The 21,572-nt window shown below is 65.1% G+C and carries 23 protein-coding genes; 9 read left to right on the top strand and 14 right to left on the bottom strand.

Annotated features, from left to right (window positions below):
- Positions 1-5: 5 nt before the first annotated feature.
- From ACIPHN_RS01995 to zigA, 3 genes are all read right to left on the bottom strand, one after another.
- Positions 6-980: a succinylglutamate desuccinylase/aspartoacylase family protein gene (locus tag ACIPHN_RS01995; protein WP_400433149.1), complete on the bottom strand. Its 975-nt coding sequence runs from the start codon at positions 978-980 to the stop codon at positions 6-8.
- Between the two features lie 76 nt (positions 981-1,056).
- Positions 1,057-1,968 carry a GTP cyclohydrolase FolE2 gene (folE2, locus tag ACIPHN_RS01990; protein ID WP_400431980.1) on the bottom strand — a complete coding sequence of 304 codons (912 nt, stop codon included), beginning with the start codon at positions 1,966-1,968 and terminating at the stop codon, positions 1,057-1,059.
- Positions 1,965-3,185: a zinc metallochaperone GTPase ZigA gene (zigA, locus tag ACIPHN_RS01985; RefSeq protein ID WP_400431977.1), complete on the bottom strand. Its 1,221-nt coding sequence runs from the start codon at positions 3,183-3,185 to the stop codon at positions 1,965-1,967. The genes folE2 and zigA overlap by 4 nt, the downstream gene beginning before the upstream one ends.
- Before the next feature lie 224 nt (positions 3,186-3,409).
- Here zigA and ACIPHN_RS01980 point away from each other — a divergent pair, with 224 nt between their 5' ends.
- Positions 3,410-3,634, top strand: coding sequence for a hypothetical protein (locus tag ACIPHN_RS01980; protein ID WP_400431974.1), 225 nt, complete (start codon positions 3,410-3,412; stop codon positions 3,632-3,634).
- Positions 3,635-3,822: 188 nt separating this feature from the next.
- Positions 3,823-5,214, top strand: coding sequence for a PepSY-associated TM helix domain-containing protein (locus ACIPHN_RS01975; protein ID WP_400431971.1), 1,392 nt, complete (start codon positions 3,823-3,825; stop codon positions 5,212-5,214).
- Here ACIPHN_RS01975 and ACIPHN_RS01970 read toward each other — a convergent pair.
- From ACIPHN_RS01970 to ACIPHN_RS01950, 5 genes are all read right to left on the bottom strand, one after another.
- The gene (locus tag ACIPHN_RS01970; protein ID WP_400431968.1) at positions 5,204-6,037 is read right to left on the bottom strand and encodes a metallophosphoesterase family protein; all 834 of its coding nucleotides are present in this window, start codon (positions 6,035-6,037) and stop codon (positions 5,204-5,206) included. The genes ACIPHN_RS01975 and ACIPHN_RS01970 overlap by 11 nt on opposite strands.
- A complete protein-coding gene (locus ACIPHN_RS01965) occupies positions 6,037-7,041 on the bottom strand; it encodes a diacylglycerol/lipid kinase family protein (RefSeq protein ID WP_400431965.1) in 1,005 nt (334 codons plus the stop codon). The genes ACIPHN_RS01970 and ACIPHN_RS01965 overlap by 1 nt, the downstream gene beginning before the upstream one ends.
- Positions 7,042-7,064: 23 nt before the next feature.
- Positions 7,065-7,802 (bottom strand): phosphatase PAP2 family protein, encoded by a 738-nt coding sequence (locus ACIPHN_RS01960; protein WP_400431962.1) that lies wholly within the window; start codon positions 7,800-7,802, stop codon positions 7,065-7,067.
- Between the two features lie 59 nt (positions 7,803-7,861).
- The gene (gene fnr / locus ACIPHN_RS01955; RefSeq protein ID WP_400431959.1) at positions 7,862-8,629 is read right to left on the bottom strand and encodes a fumarate/nitrate reduction transcriptional regulator Fnr; all 768 of its coding nucleotides are present in this window, start codon (positions 8,627-8,629) and stop codon (positions 7,862-7,864) included.
- A gap of 204 nt (positions 8,630-8,833) precedes the next feature.
- Positions 8,834-9,364: an isochorismatase family protein gene (locus ACIPHN_RS01950; protein WP_400431957.1), complete on the bottom strand. Its 531-nt coding sequence runs from the start codon at positions 9,362-9,364 to the stop codon at positions 8,834-8,836.
- 170 nt (positions 9,365-9,534) lie between these two features.
- Here ACIPHN_RS01950 and ACIPHN_RS01945 point away from each other — a divergent pair, with 170 nt between their 5' ends.
- A complete protein-coding gene (locus tag ACIPHN_RS01945; RefSeq protein ID WP_400431954.1) occupies positions 9,535-10,767 on the top strand; it encodes an MFS transporter in 1,233 nt (410 codons plus the stop codon).
- 56 nt (positions 10,768-10,823) lie between these two features.
- Complete coding sequence (locus tag ACIPHN_RS01940) at positions 10,824-11,813, top strand: GlxA family transcriptional regulator (RefSeq protein WP_400431951.1); 990 nt, start codon at positions 10,824-10,826, stop codon at positions 11,811-11,813.
- Positions 11,814-11,820: 7 nt separating this feature from the next.
- Here ACIPHN_RS01940 and ACIPHN_RS01935 read toward each other — a convergent pair whose 3' ends face one another.
- The 3 genes from ACIPHN_RS01935 to ACIPHN_RS01925 all read right to left on the bottom strand — a co-directional run bounded on the left by ACIPHN_RS01935 (position 11,821) and on the right by ACIPHN_RS01925 (position 14,537).
- Positions 11,821-13,128 carry a HipA domain-containing protein gene (locus ACIPHN_RS01935; protein WP_400431948.1) on the bottom strand — a complete coding sequence of 436 codons (1,308 nt, stop codon included), beginning with the start codon at positions 13,126-13,128 and terminating at the stop codon, positions 11,821-11,823.
- Entirely contained in the window at positions 13,128-13,448 is a 321-nt protein-coding gene (locus ACIPHN_RS01930) for a helix-turn-helix transcriptional regulator (RefSeq protein WP_400431945.1), read from the bottom strand. Before ACIPHN_RS01930 ends, ACIPHN_RS01935 begins: the two co-directional genes overlap by 1 nt.
- Positions 13,449-13,622: 174 nt before the next feature.
- Positions 13,623-14,537, bottom strand: a complete 915-nt coding sequence (locus ACIPHN_RS01925; protein ID WP_400431942.1) for a LysR family transcriptional regulator — start codon at positions 14,535-14,537, stop codon at positions 13,623-13,625.
- Positions 14,538-14,752: 215 nt separating this feature from the next.
- Here ACIPHN_RS01925 and ACIPHN_RS01920 point away from each other — a divergent pair, with 215 nt between their 5' ends.
- The 3 genes from ACIPHN_RS01920 (at position 14,753) to ACIPHN_RS01910 (ending at position 17,030) form a co-directional block, all read left to right on the top strand.
- Positions 14,753-15,148 (top strand): DoxX family protein, encoded by a 396-nt coding sequence (locus ACIPHN_RS01920; protein ID WP_400431939.1) that lies wholly within the window; start codon positions 14,753-14,755, stop codon positions 15,146-15,148.
- A gap of 75 nt (positions 15,149-15,223) precedes the next feature.
- Positions 15,224-16,084 carry a pirin family protein gene (locus tag ACIPHN_RS01915; RefSeq protein ID WP_400431936.1) on the top strand — a complete coding sequence of 287 codons (861 nt, stop codon included), beginning with the start codon at positions 15,224-15,226 and terminating at the stop codon, positions 16,082-16,084.
- Between the two features lie 67 nt (positions 16,085-16,151).
- A complete protein-coding gene (locus tag ACIPHN_RS01910; protein ID WP_400431933.1) occupies positions 16,152-17,030 on the top strand; it encodes a pirin family protein in 879 nt (292 codons plus the stop codon).
- Between the two features lie 116 nt (positions 17,031-17,146).
- Here ACIPHN_RS01910 and ACIPHN_RS01905 read toward each other — a convergent pair whose 3' ends face one another.
- Positions 17,147-17,434, bottom strand: coding sequence for a hypothetical protein (locus ACIPHN_RS01905; RefSeq protein ID WP_400431931.1), 288 nt, complete (start codon positions 17,432-17,434; stop codon positions 17,147-17,149).
- 212 nt (positions 17,435-17,646) lie between these two features.
- Here ACIPHN_RS01905 and ACIPHN_RS01900 point away from each other — a divergent pair, with 212 nt between their 5' ends.
- Positions 17,647-18,816: a methyltransferase gene (locus ACIPHN_RS01900; protein ID WP_400431928.1), complete on the top strand. Its 1,170-nt coding sequence runs from the start codon at positions 17,647-17,649 to the stop codon at positions 18,814-18,816.
- Between the two features lie 29 nt (positions 18,817-18,845).
- A complete protein-coding gene (locus tag ACIPHN_RS01895; protein WP_400431925.1) occupies positions 18,846-19,283 on the top strand; it encodes a hypothetical protein in 438 nt (145 codons plus the stop codon).
- Positions 19,284-19,313: 30 nt separating this feature from the next.
- Here the strand turns inward: ACIPHN_RS01895 and ACIPHN_RS01890 are convergent, their stop codons facing one another.
- Positions 19,314-20,723: a sensor histidine kinase gene (locus ACIPHN_RS01890; protein ID WP_400431922.1), complete on the bottom strand. Its 1,410-nt coding sequence runs from the start codon at positions 20,721-20,723 to the stop codon at positions 19,314-19,316.
- On the bottom strand, positions 20,723-21,424 hold the full coding sequence (locus ACIPHN_RS01885; protein WP_400431920.1) for a response regulator transcription factor: 702 nt from the start codon (positions 21,422-21,424) through the stop codon (positions 20,723-20,725). The genes ACIPHN_RS01890 and ACIPHN_RS01885 overlap by 1 nt, the downstream gene beginning before the upstream one ends.
- Between the last annotated feature and the right edge of the window lie 148 nt (positions 21,425-21,572).

The following is a 21,572-nucleotide window of genomic DNA, read 5'->3' as shown; positions in this document are numbered from 1 at the left end:
CGGCCTCAGAGCCGGCGCTCGCTGTCCACGCCGAAGTAGAACCATTCATTGCCCGGTAAGGCAAGCGGGTTGGGGAAGACGATGTAGCCATCGCCGGGTGCCGTCACGGCCGTGCCGCCATGGCGATGGCCGATGACCTCGCCCTGGCGTACGCGGTCGAAGCTGGCCCATTCGCGGGTGAAGCTGTCGGCGGCATGTTCCATGTCGATCACGTCGACCAGGCGGATGATCTCGATCCCTTCCACGGGCGGCGCCAGCGCTGCCGTTTGTGCGTCGATCATGCCCAGCAGGGCCAGGGTCTGGCGGATGGCCTGGTAGGCCACCTGCGGCGCACGCGGATCGTCGTGCTGGCCGCATTCCAGCGTCACACCATACAGGCCACGGGTGCGGGCATATTCGGTCGTGCCGACGCCATACTGGCGGTCCAGCAGGTCAGGAGAAACGGCCCGCCCTTGCTGGCGGCGTCGTTCCACTCCGCGCACATAGGCGCTCATCCAGCCCTCGACCACCCGTTTGCAGCCCAGATGCGCCACCATGCGCGCCTCGGCGACGGCATGGGCGAAGGGCTCGACCTCGCCTTGATTGTCTTCCGGACCCAGCATGGCGAAGGGGACGCCGCCGGTGTGGAAGGAGTGCAGGTCCAGCAAGACCTCGTGTTCATCGATCCAGGGGCAGAGCACATTGCAGATGTGGTCTTCGAAATTGGCCGGCGCCGCATTGACGCGCATGTTGCGGTTCAGGTTGCGTTCGCCCTGGCGCTGCTGCTTGCGATAGGCCAGCGGATTGGTCACCGGCATCAGGGTCAGCAGGCCGCGTCGCAGGCGCAGCGCGCCGCTATCGAGCTCGCGTTGCAGCTGGGCGATGGCTTGTGTGCCGCAGGTTTCGTTGCCATGCACGGCGCCCAGCACCAGCAGGCGCGGGCCGGCTTCGAAGGCGGCGTATTGGTGGCGTTGCAGCGTCGTGGGGAAGTCGTTGGACATCATGGAAATCATTTACGCAGGACAGGCTTGCACAATACCCCGGTTTGCGGCGGCGTGCCACCCTGCCCGGAGGGTATCAGCGTACCTGGTCCTGCCAGCCGGGACTGGCGGTGGCGGCCACGGCATCGTGGGCATGCAGGCTCTCGACATGGCTGACCCGTACCGCGCAGGCGCCGAAGCGCGCTTCGATGGCCTGGCGCAATCGGCGGGCGGCGTCTTCCACGTACATCAGGTTGGCGCCGTTGCTGAGGGCGAAGGCCTGCTCGTCGGCGCGCCGCACGGCGGTCTGCACGGGTGTGCCCAGCGCTTGCTCGGCGGTGTCGATCAAGGCCAGTACCGGCAAATGCGTGCTGTCCCCGGACAGCGCGATGCTGAGATCGGCTTCGCTGCGCTGGCTGTGCGGCGTCGCCAGGCTGGCACGTCGCGACAGCCAGTCCAGGACCTCTGCCTGGTCTATCTTCGCTTGCGTTGCGAAGTCGGCGGTAAAGGCATCCTGCAAGGCCTGGCGTGACAGCGCGGCGGAGCAGGGGCAGGTGGAGGAATAGGCAATGCGCACCCGCAGGGTGATACGGGTGCTGGCTTCATGCAGCTCGGCCGCCAGCGTCACCGGGTAGCTCTTCCAGCCTTTCAGGCCGGGTGTGACCAGGGCGGGGCGCTGTTGCAACAGCTCGAAGTCCAGCCTGACGGCAGCACCCCGCGAGCCACAATCGGCATGGCTTTCGCGCATCTGGTGCAGCAAGCTGCGCAGGGCGATCGGCGTACTGCGCGCACGTGCCGAGAATTCTTCCAGCAGCAAGTACAGGCGCGACATGTGGATGCCCTTGGCCTGTGCATCGGGCAGGTCCACGGCCACTTCCGCGCGGGCGGCGACCGCCGCACCATCCGGTAGGCGCACGGGCAGGGCGATGCCGCGCATGCCGACCCAGTCCAGCGGCAAGGCGATGTCGGCGCGCTGCTCGCGCGCCACGTCAGGCAAGGCAGGCCTCATGCCTGGCCCCACAGCGGGAAGGGATCGGGCATGCGCGCCCAGCCCATCGGTCCTTGCGCCATCTCGGCGTCGCTGAGCAGGCAGGCGTCCAGGCGCTCGCGCAGGGCTTGCTGGTCCATGTCGATGCCGATGAGGACCAGTTCCTGGCGTGCATCGCCGACATTGTCATCCCACTGCTGCAGGATGAAATCGATTGATTCCTGGTCCTGCGGCCATTGGTCGCGTGACACCGCCGCCCACCATTTACCGGCCAGTCCATGCCGGCAGACAGCCCCGGCCTGCGACCAGGACCCGGCCTGCGCGGGGCGCGAGGCCAGCCAGAAGAAGCCCTTGGAGCGCACCACGCCCTGCCATTCGCTGTTGACCAGCGCGAAGAAGCGCTGCGGATGCATGGGACGCCGGGCGCGCCAGGCGAAGCTGGTGATGCCGTATTGCTCGGTTTCCGGTACATGTTCGCCGCGTAGCTCCTGCAGCCAGCCCGAGGCCTGGCTGGCCTCTTCGAAGTCGAACAGGCCGGTGTTCAGGACCTGGTCCAGTGCCACCTTGCCGAACTCGGCACTGACGATGCGGGCGCGTGGATTGAGCTTGCGCAGGATGGCGTGTAGTCGGTCCAGCTCATCCGGGCGCACCAGGTCCAGCTTGTTGAGGACGATCACATCGCAGAACTCGATCTGCTCGACCAGCAGGTCCACCACGGTGCGGTTGTCTTCCTCGCCCATCGATTCGCCGCGCTCGCCCAGGCTGTCCTGGGAGCTGTAGTCCTTCAGAAAGTTGAAGGCATCCACCACGGTCACCATCGTATCCAGGCGAGCGATGTCGGACAGGCTGGCGCCATCTTCATCGGTAAAGGTAAAGGTCTCGGCCACCGGCAGCGGCTCGGAAATGCCGGTCGATTCGATCACCAGCTGGTCGAAGCGACGTTCGCGCGCCAGCTTGCGTACCTCCAGCAACAGGTCTTCGCGCAGGGTGCAGCAGATGCAGCCATTGCTCATCTCCACCAGCTTTTCGTCGGTGCGGGAGAGGTCGGCACCACCATCGCGTACCAGCGCGGCGTCGATGTTGACCTCCGACATGTCATTGACGATGACCGCCACGCGGCGGCCCTCGCGGTTGTTGAGGATGTGGTTGAGCAGGGTGGTCTTGCCGGCACCGAGGAAGCCGGAAAGCACGGTGACGGGAAGCCGGCGGTCGGCGGGCTGGCGTTGGGCGTTGGTCATGATGTGCGGGATCGGGTTAAGCGCCTCGGCCGAGGGAAATCAGGGGAGCCCGGCCAGGGCAGGAAGATCTCTCGAATGCATCTCTTAAATGCAACAGAGTTGCGAATATCTCACAAATGCAACAAAGTTGCAAATATCGTGACGGGCTGAGGAAAACGCGGCGCTTAGGTAGGCTGGTCGCGCTTGTGCTAGCATTGCGCCTCGCAACAAGGAGGCTTTCATTCATGTCCCAACTCTTCCCGTATAGGGGAAACGTCGTCATCCCGGAGCTCAAGAAACTCGACAGCGGAAAAATCATGGCTTGCTTCGTGATTCACGAAGGCAAGGATGGCAGCGGCAAGCTGCGCTACCAGCGCAAGGCGCCGACCAATGAATTCGATACCGAAGACGAGGCGATTGCCTACATCCTCGACTTTTCGGGCGACTGGATCGACGAAAACCCTCTGTAAGCCCCGCGTGGCGCGCCCTTGACGGCGTGCCTGCCGGCTGGAGGATGCAAGAGCCGCCTGGTTTTTCCGGCGGCTCTTTTTCATGGTGCGACAAATTGCCACATTCGCAGCGGCCGGGACGCCGCCTACAATGCGCCATTCCAGTCAGCCAGCCTGTGCGCCAGCGGTGCGCAGGCCTTCCTCCTTCCATGACCACCCAATCCTTCCAGCCCGCGCAGGACGGCCAGGCCATCGCCCGGCGCCAGAGCGTGAGCGCATGGCAGGCGCTGTTGATGCGTCTGCATTTCTACATCGGTCTGTTTGTCGGCCCGTTCATCCTGGTGGCGGCGCTGACCGGCACCCTGTACGTGCTCACGCCCCAGATCGAATCCCGGCTCTATGCCAGCCAGTTGTACAACAGCTCGCAGGGAACGCCGCAGCCGCTGGCGGCCCAAGTGGCGGCGGCCCAGGCTTTCCTGGGACCGCAGGCGCAGCTGTTTGCGGTGCGCCCGGCCAAGGCCGATGGTTTCAATACCCGCGTCATGTTCAGCCAGAAGGGCTTGGGCGACTCCGAGAGTCGGGCCATCTTCGTCGATCCGGTCAGCCTGCAGGTCAGGGGTGACCTGATCGTCTATGGCACCAGCGGCGTGCTGCCCTTGCGCACTACGCTGGATTATCTGCACCGCAACCTGATGCTGGGCGAGCTGGGCCGCAACTACAGTGAACTGGCCGCCTCCTGGCTGTGGCTGGGGGCGCTGGGCGGGGTCTGGCTGTGGTGGCGGGCGCGCAAGCGCGGTACTCGCACCTCGGTGCGGCGGCCCCTGACGGCGCGGCGCCTGCATGCGCTGGTGGGCTTGTGGATCGTGATCGGACTGGTGTTCTTTTCGGCCACCGGCCTGACCTGGTCACGCTGGGCCGGGGAGCGGGTGAGCATGATGCGTACCCAATTGGGCTGGGTCACGCCCTCGGTCTCGACCCAGCTGCAGCCGGGCGCGCCTGCGATGGACATGGGCGAACATGCCGAACACATGGCCGCCCATGGCATGACCATGTCCATGCCTGCCGTCGGTGATCCGGCCCGCTTCGATCTGGTGCAAGCCATCGCCCGTGCCGGTGGCATCGATGCCAGCGAGATCGAGATCCGGCCGCCGCGTGCGGCCAACCAGGCCTGGACGGTGCGCGAAGTGGACCGTTCTTGGCCCACGCAGGTCGATACGGTGGCCATCGACGCCGATCGCATGCGCATCACCAGCCGTGCCGATTTTGCCAGCTTCCCGCTCATCGCCAAGCTGATCCGCTGGGGTGTGGATGCGCACATGGGCGTGCTCTTCGGCCTGGCCAACCAGATCCTGATGGCCGCTTTCGGCATCGCCCTGACGGGCTTGATCGTGCTGGGATATGTGATGTGGTGGCGGCGGCGTCCGGCGGCCGGATCCAGCCTGGCGCCCTTGACCGGGGCCTTCCTGGGCTTGCCGCCGGTCGCGCGTGCCAGCCTGGTGGTGCTGGCCATCCTGCTGGGCTGGAACCTGCCCCTGATGGGCGCCAGCCTGCTGCTGTTCCTGCTGGTGGATGTGATGCGCTGGAAGCTGGCTAGCCGATAAGCTGGCCATCGTCCTGCTGCTCGAACCATTCGCTGCCCCGCTGCACGAAGGTCTGGGAGCCGGCCAGCGCAAAGGAGCGCTCGGCTTCCATCCAACCCAGCCGGTGCACCACGATCTGGTGCGCCTCCACCTGCAGCACGTTGAAGGAATTGGTTTCGCCGCGTCCGCGTGTGGACGTGGCGGTACCCGCCTGCACCACCAGCGCGGAATAGTCGGCAATGCGATAGCGTCCGGCGCTGCTGACGGCAGAGCTGGTATGCACATGCCCGGCCAGCAGCAGGTCGGCGCCGCAGAGCGCGAAGGCCCGCATGGCTGGCAGGGCCTGGCCGACCAGGCCGTGATGCTGTGGCCCTGGCGGCAGGTCGAAGGGGTGATGCGTGACGATGATCTTGACCAGGTGGTCGCCCACGGTGGCCAGCTGGCGCCGGGCCATCTCGATCTGGCGGTCATTGACGCGGCCATCCTTGATGGTCAGCACACGCGCCGTGTTGATGCCGACCACCGCGATTTCCTCGTCCAGGTGGATGGGCTGCAACTCTTCGGTGATATAGCGGCGGTACTTGCGCAGCGGCTGCATCAGCCGAGCCGCGATGTTGAACAGCGGCACATCGTGATTGCCCGGTACCACCAGTTGCGGCTGCGGCAGGGCGTCCAGGAACTGGCGCGCCTGCTTGAACTGGCTGGCGCGGGCGCGCTGGGTCAGGTCGCCGGAGACCACGACCAGGTCTGGCTTGAGTTCATGGACCTGGGCGATCAGCGGTTCGATGATGGCGGCATCGGTGCGGCCGAAGTGCAGGTCGGAGAGGTGGATGAGGGTACGCATCAGTCGTCCGCCCACAGCTTGTCGGCGCGGCCGGGCGTGGGTGCCAACGCTGCCTCCTGCGGCACGATCACCTCCAGCGAGGCCGGGCGGATGCGGTAATGCAGCGGTGTCTGCATGATCAGCACCTCGCCATCGGTGGCCACGCGCATGCGCTTGCGGTGGGTCTCGATATGGATCTCGGTGGCCGTCAATACGTCGAAATCATGGGCCAGCTCCAGGCGTCCGAATAGGGCGTGCAGCGCCAGGCGCAGCAAACCCCAGCGACCCGTGTGGTGACACACGTACAGGCTGAGCTGGCCCTCGGTGAGGGTGGAGCGCTTGCCGATATCCAGGCCCTGCATCAGGTAGCGGTTGTTGCCGATGAAGACGAAGGGCGTGCGTCGCCAGTGCGGCTGGCCATCGATGTGCAGGCGTACACGCAGGAAGGGGTAGCGGCGCAGCGCCCCCAGCGCGGCCCAGGCAAAGGCCAGCCACTTGCCGCGTCCCAGCCGGGCCTGCTGCTTTTCGCGCTCGCGCACGATATCGGGATAGAGGCCCAGGCTGGAATTGTTGATGAAGGCCTGGCCGTTGACTTCGCCACTGTCGACCCGCAGGCGTCGGCCGGTGGCGATGTTGGCGATGGCCTCGTCTAGGTCCAGCGGGATGTTGAGGTCCTTGGCGAAATGGTTCAGGGTACCCAGCGGCAGGACGCCCAGGGCGCTGTGACAGGTGGCCGCGGCCAGCAAGGTCGAGGCCACCGCATTAATGCTGCCGTCACCGCCACCGACCGCCACCACCGGCACCTGATCGGCGACCGCCTGGCGCGCCACGGCCAGCATCTCTTCACCGCTGTGGGCCAGGTGGACAGTGGCGTGCAGTCCGTGCTGGGCGAACCGCTCGGTGATATGGGCGGCCAGCGCCTGGGCATGGCCGCCACCGGCACGGGCGTTGATGGTGGCCACCACCTCGGGACGGGGCAGGGTGGCTGCTGCTGCATGTTGGTAGATGGTTGTCGGTTCTGGCATCCGCAGCGAAGGTCGTGGGAAAGTCAGTTGGAGTGCGCTCTCACACAATAGTGCCGTTGCAGCGTGAAAACCAGCGTCGTCCATAGCGCGAACCAGGCCATGCCCAGCAGCGCCGCCCCCAGCACATCGCTGAGGAAGTGCGCTCCCAGATAGACGCGGCTAAAACCGGTCAGCACCACCAGCAATGTCGCTGTGCCGATGATGACTGCTCTCCTGCCGCCACGGACCGGTGGTCGGCCTGGCCGGTGCAGCAGATAGGCCGCCAGCATGGCATAGAACAAGGTCGCACCTATCGTGTGACCGCTGGGGAAACTGTAGCTGTGCAGCACCAGGATGGGGTCATCGACATGCGGTCGCAGGCGGGCAAAGAGCTGCTTGAGGGTGAAATTGAACAGCATGCCACCGGGCAATACCAGCATCAGATTAATTACCCAGGGCCATTGACGGGTGCGCAGCATGTGTCGCAACAGCACTGCCCCCATGACCAGTACACCTATCGTGCCATGCAGATGGGTATAGCCGAGGACGACTTGCGTGAGCGGTGAGAAGGCATGGCGGTTGAACCAGTCGGCCACGGACTGGTCCAGGTGCGTGAGTGCGCCATGGGTGTGGACTTCGTAGGCCACCAGTGCAAAGAACAGGGTACAGGCCAGCAGGGTCAACACGCCCGTGGTCAGTGGCAGGCCCAGATGATGATGCGGCGCCAGGCGGGCGCGCAGGAAGCGGTTCAGGAGCGTTTGAGGCGGCTTGGATTCGGTCATCCGAACATTCTACCGCCTGCCCCCGGCCATGGCCGGGGTGCAAGAGGCCGCTTGCACGCTCAGGTGCAGGGGTCTTCGCCCAGTGCGATGGAGCGCAGGGCAGGCAGGTCGCGCAACTCGACGTCGCGGTGGTTGACGTCGATCACGCCGGTCTTCTTGAAGTTGGTGACCAGGCGGCTCACGCTTTCCACGGCCAGGCCGAGGTAGTTGCCGATTTCCTCGCGGGTCATGCGCAACTGGAAGCGTGTCGACGAATAGCCCCGGCTGGCATAGCGCGAGGACAGGTTGAGCAGGAAGGCCGCCATCTTCTGCTGGGCAGTCATGCTGCCCAGGGTCAGCATGACGCGTTGCTCGCGCGAGATTTCCAGGCTCATCATGCGGTGGAACTGGCGCAGCAGCGCGGGCATGTCGCGGAACAGGTCTTCCAGGCTGGCAAAGGGAATCTCGCAGACTTCGCTGTCTTCCAGCGCCACGGCTTCGCACAGGTGCTGGCCGCCACCGATGGCATCCATGCCCAGCAATTCGCCAGCCATCTGGAAGCCGGTGATCTGCTGGCCGCCATTGGGATTGTGCTGGAAGGTCTTGAAATGCCCCAGGCGGATGGCATAGAGCATCTCGAACTTGTCGTTGAAGCGGTACAGCGGTTCATCGCGCTTGACCTTGCGGCGGCGGTTGATGACCTGCTCCAGACGTTGCATATCATTCTGGTCCAGCCCCATTGGCAGGCATAGCTGGTGCATGCTGCAGGTCGAGCAACTGGCACGCAAGGCATGCAGGGTCAGCGGTGGAGGCGCGCGCGTGGGCGAAGGAGCGGGTAGGCTGGACATAAATGTTTCGAATTCCTCTTTGTTGTGGCGGCGTCTACGGTACGTAGCTTGGCGTCATCACGATGTTTTTATGCCGTTGTTTTACCACAGTTCCCCGCACTGCAACGTATCCATGCATGGCGGGAGACAAACTTTCATCGCTTCAACACCGGAAGTACTTTTCAGTTACGCCAACACTATCTCATCATATGAGATAAATTTTGTCTATTTAATAAGTTGCAGGACGTTGCGGAATTGCGGGTGGCCGCTCTCACGCATCCATTCGTAGGCCACCATTTCCAGCGTGACCAGCGTGGCGCCTGCCGCGCGCAGGCGCTCGAAGGCGGCGTCACGGTCGGCCGGCCGGCGCGAGCCGCAGCCTTCCATCAGCGGCAACACCCGATAGCCCGCATGCAACAGCGAGAGCGCGGTTTGCAGTACGCAGATGTGCGCCTCGCAACCGGTCACGATGATCTGGCGCACCGCCGTCGGCAGGGCCGGCAGCAAGCCCTCGGCGCAGGCATCGAAATGACGCTTGGGCAAGATCTTGTCACACAGGCGGGCGATATCGGGATGGTTGGGGCCGAGCTTGTCGGGCATCTGTTCGGTGCCGATCACCGGGACCCCGAGCAGGCCGGCGATGGTGGCCATGCGCACCGTGCGGGCCAGGACGGCTTGGCCCTCATGGATGGCCGGCAACAGTTTCTGCTGGAGATCGACTACCAGTACCGCGGATTCACTGGCCTGTATCAACATGCAAAGCCTCCTTGCTCTGGCTGGACTGCCGGCATGCCTCGATCAGGCTGCCTGGCAGGAATTGAAGGTTTAGTGTCATTGACGCCATTTTGCGTCGATCCGACAATTTTCCCATCATTTTCCTTCATTTCCACGTCCCCCACGTCACCGAACGCCAGGAGCAAAACCCGATGAATTCCCCCGATCGTCCTCGTGCCACTACCAGCCGCAACGCCACTGTCCTGGCGGTCTGCCAGGGCCTGTTCACCTGCGCCATCTCGATCGACCTGACCCTGACGGCCCTGACCGGCTGGCAACTCGCGCCCGACAAGGCACTGGCAACCTTACCCTTTGCCCTGATCACGGTGGCGGGCGCGCTGGTGACCTGGTTCGCGGCCTTCCTGATCCAGCGCCTGGGACGGCGCTGGTCCTTCGTACTGGGGGCCGCCAGTTGCTGCGTGGGTGGCCTGGTCTCGGTCTGGTCGGTATTCCATGCGCAGTTCTGGACTTTTTGCATGGGCACGGCACTGGTGGGTGTATTCCAGGCCTTTGCCCAGTACTACCGGCTGGCGGCAGCCGATGCCGTGGCGGAAGAGGCCAAGGGCCGCGCCATCTCCACCGTCCTGGCCGGTGGCGTGATTGCCGCCCTGGTCGGTCCGGCGCTGGCGGCGTGGAGCAAGGACTGGTTCCCGGCGACGCTGTTCTCGGGTGCCTATCTGGTGGTGGCCCTCATGGGCTTGCTGTCGGTGCTGACCCTGCTGCTGTTCTACCGCGACCAGGCCGTGACGGTGGTGGCCGATGCGCAGGCCCACGCACCGGCCAGGCCGCTGGCGCGTATCGTGCGCACGCCGGTCTTCATGGCTTCGGTGGCCAATAACGTGGCCGGCTCCATGGTGATGATGTTCATCATGACCGCCGCGCCGCTGGCGGCCGTGGCCTGCCACCATGGCATCGACGATGGCGCCGCCATCATCCAGTGGCACCTCATGGGCATGTATGCGCCTTCCTTCTTCGCCGGGCGGCTGATCCAGCGCTTCGGGCTGGGCCGTGTGCTGCTGGCCGGCTTGCTGATGAACCTGGGTTGCGCCGTCACCGCCATGAGCTCGACCAGCCTGCCGGCCTTCTATGTGGCCTTGCTGCTGCTGGGCGTGGGCTGGAATTTCATGTTCGTGGGCGGCACCACCTTGCTGGCGCAGTCCTATACCCCGTCTGAACGCGCCAAGACCCAGGGCCTGTCCGAGCTGATGCGCTACGGTGCCACTGTCGTGGCCACGCTGGGTGCGGGCCCTTTGCTGGCACGCTTCGGCTGGCAAAGCCTGAACCTGGCGATCCTGCCCATCCTGCTGCTGTCGGCACTGGCCACCGTGCGCTGGATGCGGGTGCAGCGTAGCGCTGGCGCGGCACTGGCGACCGGCCTGCGCTAAGATCCTGCGACCGGGTTTTCATTCCTTATTTTCACTGTTTTCACTGTATGGCTGGCATGACATTCCATCCTTCTGCCCATCGCGTGGTCCTGCTGGCCTATGACGGCATGAACCTGCTCGACCTGTCCGGCCCTCTTCAGGTGCTGGCTACCACCAACCGCTTGCAGGGGCGGGAGGTCTATCGGCTGCATGTGGCCTCGGCCCGTGGCGGCGCCATCGTCACCAGTGCCGGACTGCCGGTGGCCACCCAGTCGCTGGCCGAGATCGATGGCTTGCTGGAGGACGGGCAGGGGCTGCATACCCTGGTCTCGCCGGGTGGCAGCAATGGCGAGGAATTCACGCTCGATACGGCACTGGTGGCATGGATTCGGCGGGTGGCGCCCTTGGCCGGGCGCATCTGCTCGGTCTGTACCGGCGCCTTCCACCTGGCCGAGGCGGGCGTGCTGGATGGTTTGCGGGTGACCACGCACTGGTCGTCGGCGCAACAGTTGCAACGCCGCTATCCGGCCCTGCAGGTCGATCCCGATCCGATCTACATCCGCCAGGGGCGTATCTGGACCTCTGCCGGCGTGACCTCCGGCATCGACCTCGCGCTGGCGCTGGTGGAGCAGGACCTGGGCCATCCGAGCGCCATCGCCACCGCGCGCCAACTGGTGGTGTTCATCAAGCGCCCGGGCGGACAATCGCAGTTCAGCACGCCGCTGGCAGCGCAATCGATGGGGACGGGACGTTTTGCCGAGCTGCACGCCTGGGTGGCCGCCCACCTCGATGCCGACCTGCGCGTGGACAACCTGGCGCGCCAGGTCAACATGAGTCCGCGCAGCTTTGCCCGCAGCTATGTGGCCGAGACCGGCCGCACACCGGCGCGTACGGTGGAGCTGATGCGTCTGGAAGCGGCGCGCCGGGCGCTGGAAGAGACGTCATTGCCGATCAAGCGTATCGCCAGCCAGTCCGGTTATGGCGAGGAACAGAACCTGCGGCGGGTCTTTCTGCGTCAGCTGGGGGTGAGCCCGGGGCAGTACCGCGAGCGCTTTGCGGCGCTGTGAACGTTGCCTAGGCGCTGCCGCGCAGGAAGCGCTCGGCATGGTTGCGCACGCCCTGGGCGATGCGTTCCCAGGTGCGGGCCGGGAAGTCCGACGGCAGGGCTGCTTCGACCCGTGCCAGTGCGCCATCGGCAGCTTGCACCAGGGCCAGCATGGCTTGCCAGGTCGCTTCGCCACCATGGCGCTGCGCCAGCTGATGCCAGTGACGGGCTTCTATCGTATGGAAATGCCGGTGCTGGTTGCGTGAGCGCAGCACCATGGCCGGGCCGGCGTGGCGCAGGTTGAACTGGTTGGGACCACGGCCGAAATAGGGCCACATGGACAGTACGTCATACAGTGGCGTCATCTCGTAGCGGCCTCCCGCATGAAGGTGCAGCGAGAAATTCTTGGCATGGCCATCGGTGGCCGCCAGCAGGAAGAAAGCCAGCTGCGCCAGCAGGAAAAACGTCTTGTCACCGGCCTGGCTGCTGGCATTGAGCAGGCCAAGGCATTGCTCCAGCCCAGGGCCGCCCTGGCTCTCGTACTTGCGCGACGGCGGCAGCCCGAAGGCCTGGCAGAAATCCTCCTGCGGCAGCCGGGCGATCCAGCCACCTCGCATGCGCTGGCGATCGAATCGCTCCACCGCCAGCACGGTATGCCGTCCGAAGTTTTCCACGCTGGCCGGTGCCACCGGCAAGCCCAACTCGGCCAGGATGCGCGAGCACAGCCATTCGTTGTGTACCGAATCCCCGGCATCGACCCGTTGCATCACGCCGCCAATCAGGCCCAGCGGCAGCTTGATGATGTGCGTGGTCGGTGTGGCACCCAGGGGGCGACACCATTTGCCACGATGGCGCAGGAGAGCGGTCTTTTCCTGGGCGCCGGCAATGGAGATGCGCAGCATGTCTTCCTGCTGCACGGTCGGCGGGTTGGCCGAAGGGAGTTCCTGCAGCAGGCGCGCGATGCGTTCTTCATCCAGGGTGTCGCAGTGGATGCTCTGCCAGCCCTGTGGCGCTTGCCCGGGCGGCAGCAGTTGCACCGCGCCGACGCAATCGCGCCCCAGGGCTTCCAGCAGGTCGAACACCTCGGTCGAGGCCAGCCGATAGCGGTTGAGGAGGCGCTCGCGGATGGCCTGGTTGTCCGGCAGCAGGTTGTCGAAGTAGTGGCGCACCATGTCGCCGCGCAGTTCGCCCGAGGCGGTCAGCGGCATGGATAGCGAGAGCGGCCGGAAATGCGGCGAGGCCGACCAGCCCGGGGCATAGCGGAAGCGGTGCAACTGGCGGTCCATGCTCCAGGTGCCGACCAGTTCACCATTCATCCAGGTATCGAGCTGCCGCATTACCAGGAGCCCCGCTTGCGTGGGATGGGCGTGCCGGGTGTATAGGGGGCCGCCGCCGGTTCGGCAACCTGCTGCGCGGGCGGGTCGGAGCGCGGGTCCAGATGCAGGTGCAGGTGCAATGAGGCCCCCAAGGTGGAGAGCAGCAACAGCATCTGCTCCACGCTCACGGCGCCGGGATTGGCCTCGATCTCGGCAATGCGGGCCTGGCTCACGCCAATGCGCTGGCCCAGTTGGGCCTGGGTCAGGTGCTGTTGCTTGCGCAGGGCACGCAGATGCTCCCTGAGCTGGGCGGAGATACTGATAGGGAAATCATTGGCCATGGTGACTCCAGGAGGCAGCGTCGGGCCGGTGATGCGACGCCGGTCCTTCATGGCAAGAATATAGGACAAGAGCGATAAATACGCAATACAAGAAAAAACTTATATTTACCAATTATCGTCTTTGTCTTATAAATTGATATTATAGGAAATATCCCTTAATACACATCCTGGCCTCTAGCCGCCCGGTTCCAACGCCTTCAGCGCTGCCAGCGAATCCAGCCACCATGACAGCGCCGGCCCGGCACGATGATCGGGCTTGTAGACGCACTGGATCGGCAGTTCGGCCCCCTGTGGCGGATGATGGATGGTACTGATGGTGACCAGGCGTCCCGCTGCCAGGTCATCCTTGACCACATGCAGGGGCATGTTGCCCCAGCCCATGCCGGCGCGCAGCAGCGCATGCTTGGTGCCGAGATCGCTCATGCGCCAGGTCAGGCGCGAGTGCACCGAGAAGTCCTGGCGCGCGGTCAGTTCGCTGCGGTCGCTCAGTACCAGCTGGGTCTGCTGCTGCAGGAGTTTTTCGGAGATCCTTCCCTTGACGCTTGCCAGCGGATGATGTGGCGCCACCACCGCCACCAGGCGCACGCTGGGCAGGGTGATGCGCAAGAGGTTGGGGGGCGTGGTCGGCAGGGTGCCCAGGATGCCTAGCATCGCCCGTCCGTCCAGCACCCGCTCGGCCACCGCACCCAGTGCTTCCACCTCCAGTCGCACCGTCACGGCAGGGAAGGCATCGCGAAAGCGCTGCAGCAGGTCCACCAGGCAATCGCTGGGGAAGAACACATCCACCGCCAGCGCCACTTCCAGTTCCTGGCCCCGGGCATAGGAGCTGGCTCGCACCTGCAGCGAATCCACATGATCGAGTACCTGGCGGGCATCGGCCAGCAAGGCCACGCCCGGATCGGTGAGCTGCGGCCGGTAGCCGCTGCGGTCGAACAGCAGTACCCCCAGCTGGTCTTCCAGCGAGGCGATGGCATAGCTCACGGCCGATTGCGCGCGCGCCAGCTTGCGGGCGGCCGCCAGGAAGCTGCCACTGTCGGCGACCTGGACGAAGACCCGCAACTGGTCCAGGGAAAGGCGTTCGATATTCATGGGCGGGGCATGGGTAAAGGACAGAAAGTCAACTATATCTAATAATTCGATAGTGATTATAAAAAGATAATCAGTTTGTTGTTTGGTCGAATTTGCCTATTCTGTCGTCACTGGCTGCAGCGAAACGCCGAAAGGGCAAAGCACAAGGCCGGCGCATTACCGGGCAGTCGCAAGAAAACCAATACAACACAACATCCCATACTGAGAGGCTTACCATGATCACCAATTTCACTACCTATCGCATCGGCCGCGTCCTGCTGGCATCGCTGTTCGTCATTTCCGGCATCTTCAAGATCGTCGGCTTCGCCGGCACCGTCGGCTACTTCGGCAGTATCGGCCTGCCGCTGCCCACCCTGACCGTGCTGGTCACGATCCTGGTCGAAGTCGGTGGTGGCCTGCTGCTGATGACGGGGCGTGGCGTACGTCCGGTATCGCTGGTGATTGCCCTGTTCACCGTGGGCGCAACGCTGTCGGCCCACCATTTCTGGACCCTGGAAGGCGCCGCTGCGCAGGCCCAGCTGATTCATTTCCTGAAGAACGTGGCCCTGATCGGCGCCTTGCTGCTGGTGTCCTCCATCGAACCCGACGCCCAGCCTGAACAAGCCCACTGATTAAGCCACACCATAACGACATTCCAATGAGCGGCCCGCGCCTACCCGGCGCCGGCCCATGACAAGGAGAGCAGCATGAGCACCCCCTACACCCGCCAGATCGAGCGCCTGGTCAACGGCATCCCTACCCAGGATGGCGCTGGCGTGAGCCTGACCCGCGTTCTGACCCATGACCTGCAACGCCGTCTGGATCCCTTCCTGATGCTCGATGCCTTCCATTCGGACGAGCCCAGCGATTACCTGGCCGGTTTCCCCGACCATCCGCACCGTGGCTTCGAGACCGTAACCTACATGCTGGCCGGCCGCATGCGTCACCGCGATAATGCTGGCAACGAAGGTCTGCTGGAGCCGGGTGGCATGCAATGGATGACCGCAGGCCGGGGCCTGGTGCACTCGGAACTGCCGGAACAGGAAAATGGCCTCATGAGCGGTTTCCAGCTCTGGGTGAACCTGGCCGGTCGCGACAAGATGACCACGCCGGGTTACCAGGACATCCCCTCGGCCGGTATCCCCGAGACCTCGCCGCAACCGGGTGTGAAGGTGCGCGTGCTGGCCGGTAGTGCCTTCGGCACCGACGGCGCCATCCGCCGCGACACCACCGAGCCGCTGTATCTGGATCTGGCGCTGGAAGCCGGCGTCACGCTGGAGTTGCCGATCCCGGCCACGCACAATGCCTTCCTCTACGTGTATGAAGGCCGGCTGGCCGTCGGCGCCCCGGGCAGCGAGCCCCGTGCCGCAGATGCCGGTCGCATGGCGGTGCTGAGCAATGTGGAGGGGGCCGCTGGTGTCACGGTCAAGGCCGAGCAGGGTAGCCGTTTCCTGTTGATTGCCGGCAAGCCCCTGAACGAGCCGATCGCGCAGTGGGGCCCGTTCGTGATGAATACCCGCGAACAGGTTGAAGAAGCCATCGACGATTTCCGCGCCGGTCGTTTCTGATCCCTCACAGGCAAGTCCATTTACCGAAGGCGGGCGCTGCGGCGCCCATCCCCACCAGGAGAACAACATGAGCAACATCCGCCACAAGATCCACGGCCTGACCCGCGACATCGGTTTCCCGGTACGTCGCCTGCTGCCGGCCGCTGCGGCCCGTACCGTGGGTCCCTTCGTCTTCTTCGATCACATGGGGCCAGTGGAATTCGACGCCGGCACGACCGAAGGCGACGTCCGTCCGCATCCGCATATCGGTCTGGCGACCGTCACCTACCTGTTCTCGGGCGCCATGATGCATCGTGACAGCCTGGGCGTGGTCCAGCGCATCACCCCGGGCGCGGTGAACTGGATGGCAGCCGGTCGCGGCATCGTCCATTCCGAACGCATTCCCGACGATATTCGCGAACAGAAGGTGCCGGTACATGGCCTGCAGATGTGGGTGGCATTGCCGGCAGATCAGGAAGATGGTGATCCGCTGTTCCGCCACTATGCCAGCGACGACATGCCCGAGACCGAGGTCGGTGGCGCCAGGCTGCACGTGCTGGCCGGCTCGGCCTTCGGTGTGACTTCCCCGGTGGTCAGCGCCAGCCCGACGCTGTACGTGGCCGGTAGCACCCGTGAGGGCGCCGAGCTGGACATCGGGGCCGAGACGCAGGAGCGTGCCGTCTATGTCGTCAAGGGGGATGTGAGCCTGGATGGCGAGCCCCTGGAGGCCGGCACCCTGGCGATCCTGGAGCCGGGTGCCACGGTCCGCCTGAAGGCAGTGGGCGAGACGGTCTTCATGCTGCTCGGTGGCGCACCGCTGGATGGACCGCGCTTCGTGTGGTGGAATTTCGTCGCCACCTCGCGCGAGAAGATCGAGGCTGCCAAGGAGGCCTGGAACAATCGTAACAAGGAAGTCTTCCCCGATATCCCGGGGGAGACCGAGTGGATTCCCTTGCCAGCGCATTGATGGCGGCCCCTCCATAGAGAACGCCCCCCAAGAGAAAACCGCCTGACGCAGTGCTGCGTCAGGCGGTTTTTTTCCGAAAGAGCGGGGCGTCTGTTGCCTGCGGCCCAGTTCCCAGTTTATAGCAGGCCGATGATGCGTCCCATCTCGGTGATGTAGGGGCTATCCTTGAGGACCTGGTTTTCCAGGCTGTCGGCTGCGCGACGCAGCGATTGCCAGGAGTCCTGCACCGCGCCGGCGTGGGGCTGCGGATCGCTCAGGTGTTGCCGCAGGCGGGCAATGTCATCACCCAGCTGCTGCGCCTCGGCGCTTCCAGCGGGCAGTTTGGCCAATTCCTGCTCGAATTCGCCGACCATATCCAGCAGCCGCTGGTGATCGAAACGCGGGGTTTGCGCTTGCTCGCTCATAGATTCTCCTTCGATGATGGAACGGCTCCATCATAGGCGCATTGCGACGGAGCCGGCGAAAAAAAGCCGCCAGGGTTTGCCCGGCGTCAAATTTCTCTTGTTTGGCCGCCATCGACGAAAGTAAGTTCCGACCCGGCGGATACGCATGCTTTGTTACACTGACGGCTGTTTGTGTGCGGCGCTTCCTGCGCGGCCCTAGTTGACCCTGATTCATGACCTTACAAGACGATTCCACCGCCTATCTCGCCTGGCAATCCGGCGCCACCGAACAACGCCTGCACTGGCATTCCGAAGCCGGTAACCCGCCGCCTAAGCGGGTACAGGAGGCGGACGACCAGATTGCCGCCGATACCGCCTACAAGCTGGCCTGCGAGGGAACCGGCCTGCTCTGGCGCGGCGACTTCCAGAATGCGCGGCTGTTGCTGCAGGCGCTGGGCCGTCGCGTTGACCGTGCGCGCGAGCGCGCCCTGGCCAAGAGCCGCGGCAAGGCGGCTGCCGAGACCCCGGCGCAGGCTTTCCATCACCATCGCCAGATGCAGGCCCAGCGCGCACGCATCCTCGGCATGTTGCTGATCCCGCTGGAGGCGGGCTTCAGCATCCCGCTGCGACGTGCTCCCGATGTGCAGGCCGCTTGCCGTGAAGCCTATGGCGCGGATCTGGCCGGCACCGCCTTTTCGGTCTCGCTGCGTGAGCTGCAGGGCCTGATCGGCGCGCATGAGTGGCGCAAGAAGGGCGTGGAGATCGACGCGCTGGGCGGTCGCATCCATCCCTACTATGGCGTGTTCTCGCCGGTACGCGGCGAGTATGTCGATCTGGTGGCGCAGGCGCCGTTGCCGTCGACCACGCTGGCGTTCGATATCGGCGTGGGCACGGGGGTGCTCTCGGCCGTGCTGGCACGGCGTGGCGTGCGCAAGGTGGTGGCCACCGATATGGATGCACGCGCGCTGGACTGCGCCCGCGAGAACCTGCAGTCGCTGGGTCTACTGCGCCAGGTCGAGCTGCAGCAGGCCGACCTGTTCCCGCCCGGACGCGCGCCCCTGATCGTGTGCAATCCGCCCTGGCTGCCGGCGCGTCCGAGCTCGCCCATCGAACATGCGGTCTATGACCCGGACAGCCGCATGCTGCTGGGCTTCCTCAATGGTCTGGCGCAGCACCTGGAACCGCAAGGCGAGGGCTGGCTCATCATGTCGGACTTTGCCGAGCACCTGGGTTTGCGTGCCCCCGGCATGCTGGCCGATGCCATCGCCGCCGCCGGGCTGGAGGTGGTGGCGCGTCACGACATCAAGCCGCGCCACGGCAAGGCCGCCGATCGCGACGATCCGCTGTTCGTTGCGCGCAGCAAGGAGACCACCAGCTTGTGGCGCCTGCGCGCGCGGGCCTGAGCCATCATTGCCGCCCTGGATCCCTTACCATGATCGCATCCCGTATCCTCGTCCTGCTGCTTGCCGCAAGCAGCCTCCAGGCCGTCGCCCAGGTCACCACGCGTGACCTCGGCGGCCACTATGGCACGCACCAGCAGGCTGTGCCGGTCCCGGTCCCCGTACCGATTCCCGACAGCCTGAACCGCAATGCGCCCCCGAGTGAGCCCATCACCACCTCCGGCAATAGCTGCAGCTGCCAGGTAGCCGAGGCCACAGGCGGCGCCTGCATGATCTTCCTGCGTACCAACCCGGCGGACTGGATCGCCAGCAATGCGCCGCAGACGCCCTTGCGCTCCTCGGCCAATGGGCGCTATTACGATGCGCCCTTTGCGCTGGCCGCCAGCGCCTGCGCCGGTCGCAAGGTCGCGCCGGCTGGCGTGAAGGTACATTGGCTGGACCGCCGCAGCGCGATCCTGGAATGGAAGTAAAACGCTAGCAGTAGCGTGCCGTAACAGCCTTCAGCCAGCCTGCCCTGAATCCGCCTGCCAGGCCGGGAACACCAGCGCCACCGAGAAATGCCCGTCGGGCAGATAGGCAAAGCGCATCTCGCCGCCATGCGCGCGCATGACTTCCTCGACGATGGACAGGCCAAGACTGGCGCCCATGCGCTCGCCACTGCGGGGCGAGAAGGGCTTGCGCAGCCGCTCCCAGTCCGCGGCATCGATACCGGGGCCATCGTCGACGAAATGCAATTGATGGCTGGCGCCATCGCTGTCCAGGCGTACCTGCAGCAATCCCACGGCCCCGTATTGCAGGGCATTGTCGAGGATGTTCTTGATCGCCTCGCCCACGCTGATGGCGTCGCCCAGGATCAGGCAGGGCAGGGGTGGCACTTCCAGCGACAGCTCGGCGGGCATGCGCTCACGGTGGGACAGTACTTCGCTCATCCTTGCCCGCACCAGCTGGCCCAGGTCGATGCGCTCCTGCAGGCGGCTGTCGTTGCGGTGCTGGACCATGGCGTGGTTGATCAGCTGGTTCACCAGCGCGCCCAGGTGACGGGTGCGTTCACGTAACTGGTCGAGATGGCGCCGGCGCTGCGCCTCGGTGGTATCCCCCTCCAGCAATTCCATCTGCGCCACCAGTGCGGTAACGGGGGTGCGCAACTGGTGGGCGGCGTCGCCGATGACCCGGCGCATCGTGGCGCGATGCACGGCCAGTCGCTGCATGAAGGCATTGATGGCCGATACCAGCGCATGGGTCTCGGCTGGCACCGTCAACACCAGCGGCGAAAGGTCATTGAGATCGCGCTCGCGGATGGCGGCCTCGATGCGCTTCAACGGCGCCAGTGCCTGGTAGAGGGTGAACATGGCCGCTACCAGCGTGAGCACGCTCATGGCCACGATCACCAGCAGCGCCTTGCTGCCCAGGCTCTGGGCGAAGGACATGCGGGCGTTATTGGTCTGCGCCAGCACGATCACGGCCCAGGGATGGGGGCCGGCCACCGGCATGCGGCGGCCGATGATGGCCATGCGCACCGGCGTGCCCAGGTATTCGCCATCCCGCAGCAGCGGGCCCTGTTCCAGCGCGTCCCAGGGAATCTCGGGGCGGAATTCGCCATCCCCGGCGATGACCCGGCCCTGCGGATCGAACACCGCATAGATGGCGTGGTCGCCCGTGCCCAGCATCGACAGCGCCGCCAGCGGCACATCGACATTGACCTCGCCGTGGTCGTACCAGGTGTTTTCGGCGATCTGCAGGGCGCTGCCGGTGAGGATGCGGTCGTAGGCCTGGCGCGCGGCGAACTGGGTGGAGATCCAGATGGCGATCAGCAGGACGGCGGCCGATACCAGCAGCACCGCACCGACCCGAACCACCAGCCGGGTATAGAGCGAACGCCCGGCAACGACGTCCTGCGCGCGGCCCTGCATCAGAGGCGCGCGCCGGCGGTGGCGCCCGCCTCGGCCGGCGCCTGCAGCACCAGCTGGTAACCCAGGCCGCGCAGGGTGCGGATCTCGAAGGCCGCGCCCGCGAGCTTCTTGCGCAGCCGTGCCACGTATTGCTCCACCGTGTTGGCATTGGGGGTGTCGTCCACGGTGAAGAGCCTATCCATCAACTCATCCTTGTTGAAGATGCGCCCCGGGCGGGCGGCGATGATTTCCAGCAGCGTGACTTCACGCCGGGTCAGCTCGATGGGTGCGCCATCGAGGGTGGCGGTGCGGCTCTTGCGGTCGATGCGCAGGTTGGCGCACTGGATCTGGTTGGTCGATTCGCCGCCGCTGCGACGCAGCAGCACGCGGATGCGGGCATCCAGCTCGCGGAAGTCGAAGGGCTTGACCAGGTAGTCGTCGGCGCCCAGGTCCAGCGCCCGCACGCGTTCCTCGATCTCGGCACAGGCGGTGAGCATGAGCACCGGCGTATGCTGGCCACGTCCGCGCAATTGCTCCAGCAGCGAGAAACCGTCCTGCTGCGGCAGCATCACATCCAGGATCAGCAGGTCGTAGGAGTCGCCCAGGCGCTGGCTGGCCTGGGCGCCATTGCTCTCCCATTCGACCGTATGGCCGATGCGGGCAAGATGGGAAATGATGGCCTCGGCCACGTCAGCAGTGTCTTCGACCAGCAGGATGCGCATGGGGATCTCCAGTATTGTTGCGATGCCGCAGCTGTGGGCGCTGCTTGGGCAGGGCTGCATTGTATGCCTGATCGCCGCTGGCGGTGCGGCGCGTCAGCGATTAGTCAGGTTCGTTACAGCTTCGGGGCCTAGCATCCGACCCAATATC

Source organism: Herbaspirillum sp. NPDC087042 (assembly GCF_044745245.1).
Lineage (GTDB): Bacteria > Pseudomonadota > Gammaproteobacteria > Burkholderiales > Burkholderiaceae_D > Herbaspirillum.
The sequence above is the reverse complement of the archived record's forward strand: the minus strand, read 5'-3'. Positions and strand labels throughout refer to the sequence as shown.

Coding starts and splice junctions, on each gene's coding strand:
- ACIPHN_RS01965 (WP_400431965.1), bottom strand. CDS start 7,041: ATGCCAGAACCGACAACCATCTACCAACATGCAGCAGCAGCCACCCTG.
- ACIPHN_RS01980 (WP_400431974.1), top strand. CDS start 3,410: ATGTCCCAACTCTTCCCGTATAGGGGAAACGTCGTCATCCCGGAGCTC.
- ACIPHN_RS01945 (WP_400431954.1), top strand. CDS start 9,535: ATGAATTCCCCCGATCGTCCTCGTGCCACTACCAGCCGCAACGCCACT.
- ACIPHN_RS01910 (WP_400431933.1), top strand. CDS start 16,152: ATGAGCAACATCCGCCACAAGATCCACGGCCTGACCCGCGACATCGGT.
- ACIPHN_RS01975 (WP_400431971.1), top strand. CDS start 3,823: ATGACCACCCAATCCTTCCAGCCCGCGCAGGACGGCCAGGCCATCGCC.
- ACIPHN_RS01900 (WP_400431928.1), top strand. CDS start 17,647: ATGACCTTACAAGACGATTCCACCGCCTATCTCGCCTGGCAATCCGGC.
- ACIPHN_RS01930 (WP_400431945.1), bottom strand. CDS start 13,448: ATGGCCAATGATTTCCCTATCAGTATCTCCGCCCAGCTCAGGGAGCAT.
- ACIPHN_RS01995 (WP_400433149.1), bottom strand. CDS start 980: ATGTCCAACGACTTCCCCACGACGCTGCAACGCCACCAATACGCCGCC.
- ACIPHN_RS01895 (WP_400431925.1), top strand. CDS start 18,846: ATGATCGCATCCCGTATCCTCGTCCTGCTGCTTGCCGCAAGCAGCCTC.
- ACIPHN_RS01935 (WP_400431948.1), bottom strand. CDS start 13,128: ATGCGGCAGCTCGATACCTGGATGAATGGTGAACTGGTCGGCACCTGG.
- zigA (WP_400431977.1), bottom strand. CDS start 3,185: ATGACCAACGCCCAACGCCAGCCCGCCGACCGCCGGCTTCCCGTCACC.
- ACIPHN_RS01920 (WP_400431939.1), top strand. CDS start 14,753: ATGATCACCAATTTCACTACCTATCGCATCGGCCGCGTCCTGCTGGCA.
- ACIPHN_RS01905 (WP_400431931.1), bottom strand. CDS start 17,434: ATGAGCGAGCAAGCGCAAACCCCGCGTTTCGATCACCAGCGGCTGCTG.
- ACIPHN_RS01890 (WP_400431922.1), bottom strand. CDS start 20,723: ATGCAGGGCCGCGCGCAGGACGTCGTTGCCGGGCGTTCGCTCTATACC.
- folE2 (WP_400431980.1), bottom strand. CDS start 1,968: ATGAGGCCTGCCTTGCCTGACGTGGCGCGCGAGCAGCGCGCCGACATC.
- ACIPHN_RS01885 (WP_400431920.1), bottom strand. CDS start 21,424: ATGCGCATCCTGCTGGTCGAAGACACTGCTGACGTGGCCGAGGCCATC.
- ACIPHN_RS01970 (WP_400431968.1), bottom strand. CDS start 6,037: ATGCGTACCCTCATCCACCTCTCCGACCTGCACTTCGGCCGCACCGAT.
- ACIPHN_RS01950 (WP_400431957.1), bottom strand. CDS start 9,364: ATGTTGATACAGGCCAGTGAATCCGCGGTACTGGTAGTCGATCTCCAG.
- fnr (WP_400431959.1), bottom strand. CDS start 8,629: ATGTCCAGCCTACCCGCTCCTTCGCCCACGCGCGCGCCTCCACCGCTG.
- ACIPHN_RS01940 (WP_400431951.1), top strand. CDS start 10,824: ATGACATTCCATCCTTCTGCCCATCGCGTGGTCCTGCTGGCCTATGAC.
- ACIPHN_RS01925 (WP_400431942.1), bottom strand. CDS start 14,537: ATGAATATCGAACGCCTTTCCCTGGACCAGTTGCGGGTCTTCGTCCAG.
- ACIPHN_RS01915 (WP_400431936.1), top strand. CDS start 15,224: ATGAGCACCCCCTACACCCGCCAGATCGAGCGCCTGGTCAACGGCATC.
- ACIPHN_RS01960 (WP_400431962.1), bottom strand. CDS start 7,802: ATGACCGAATCCAAGCCGCCTCAAACGCTCCTGAACCGCTTCCTGCGC.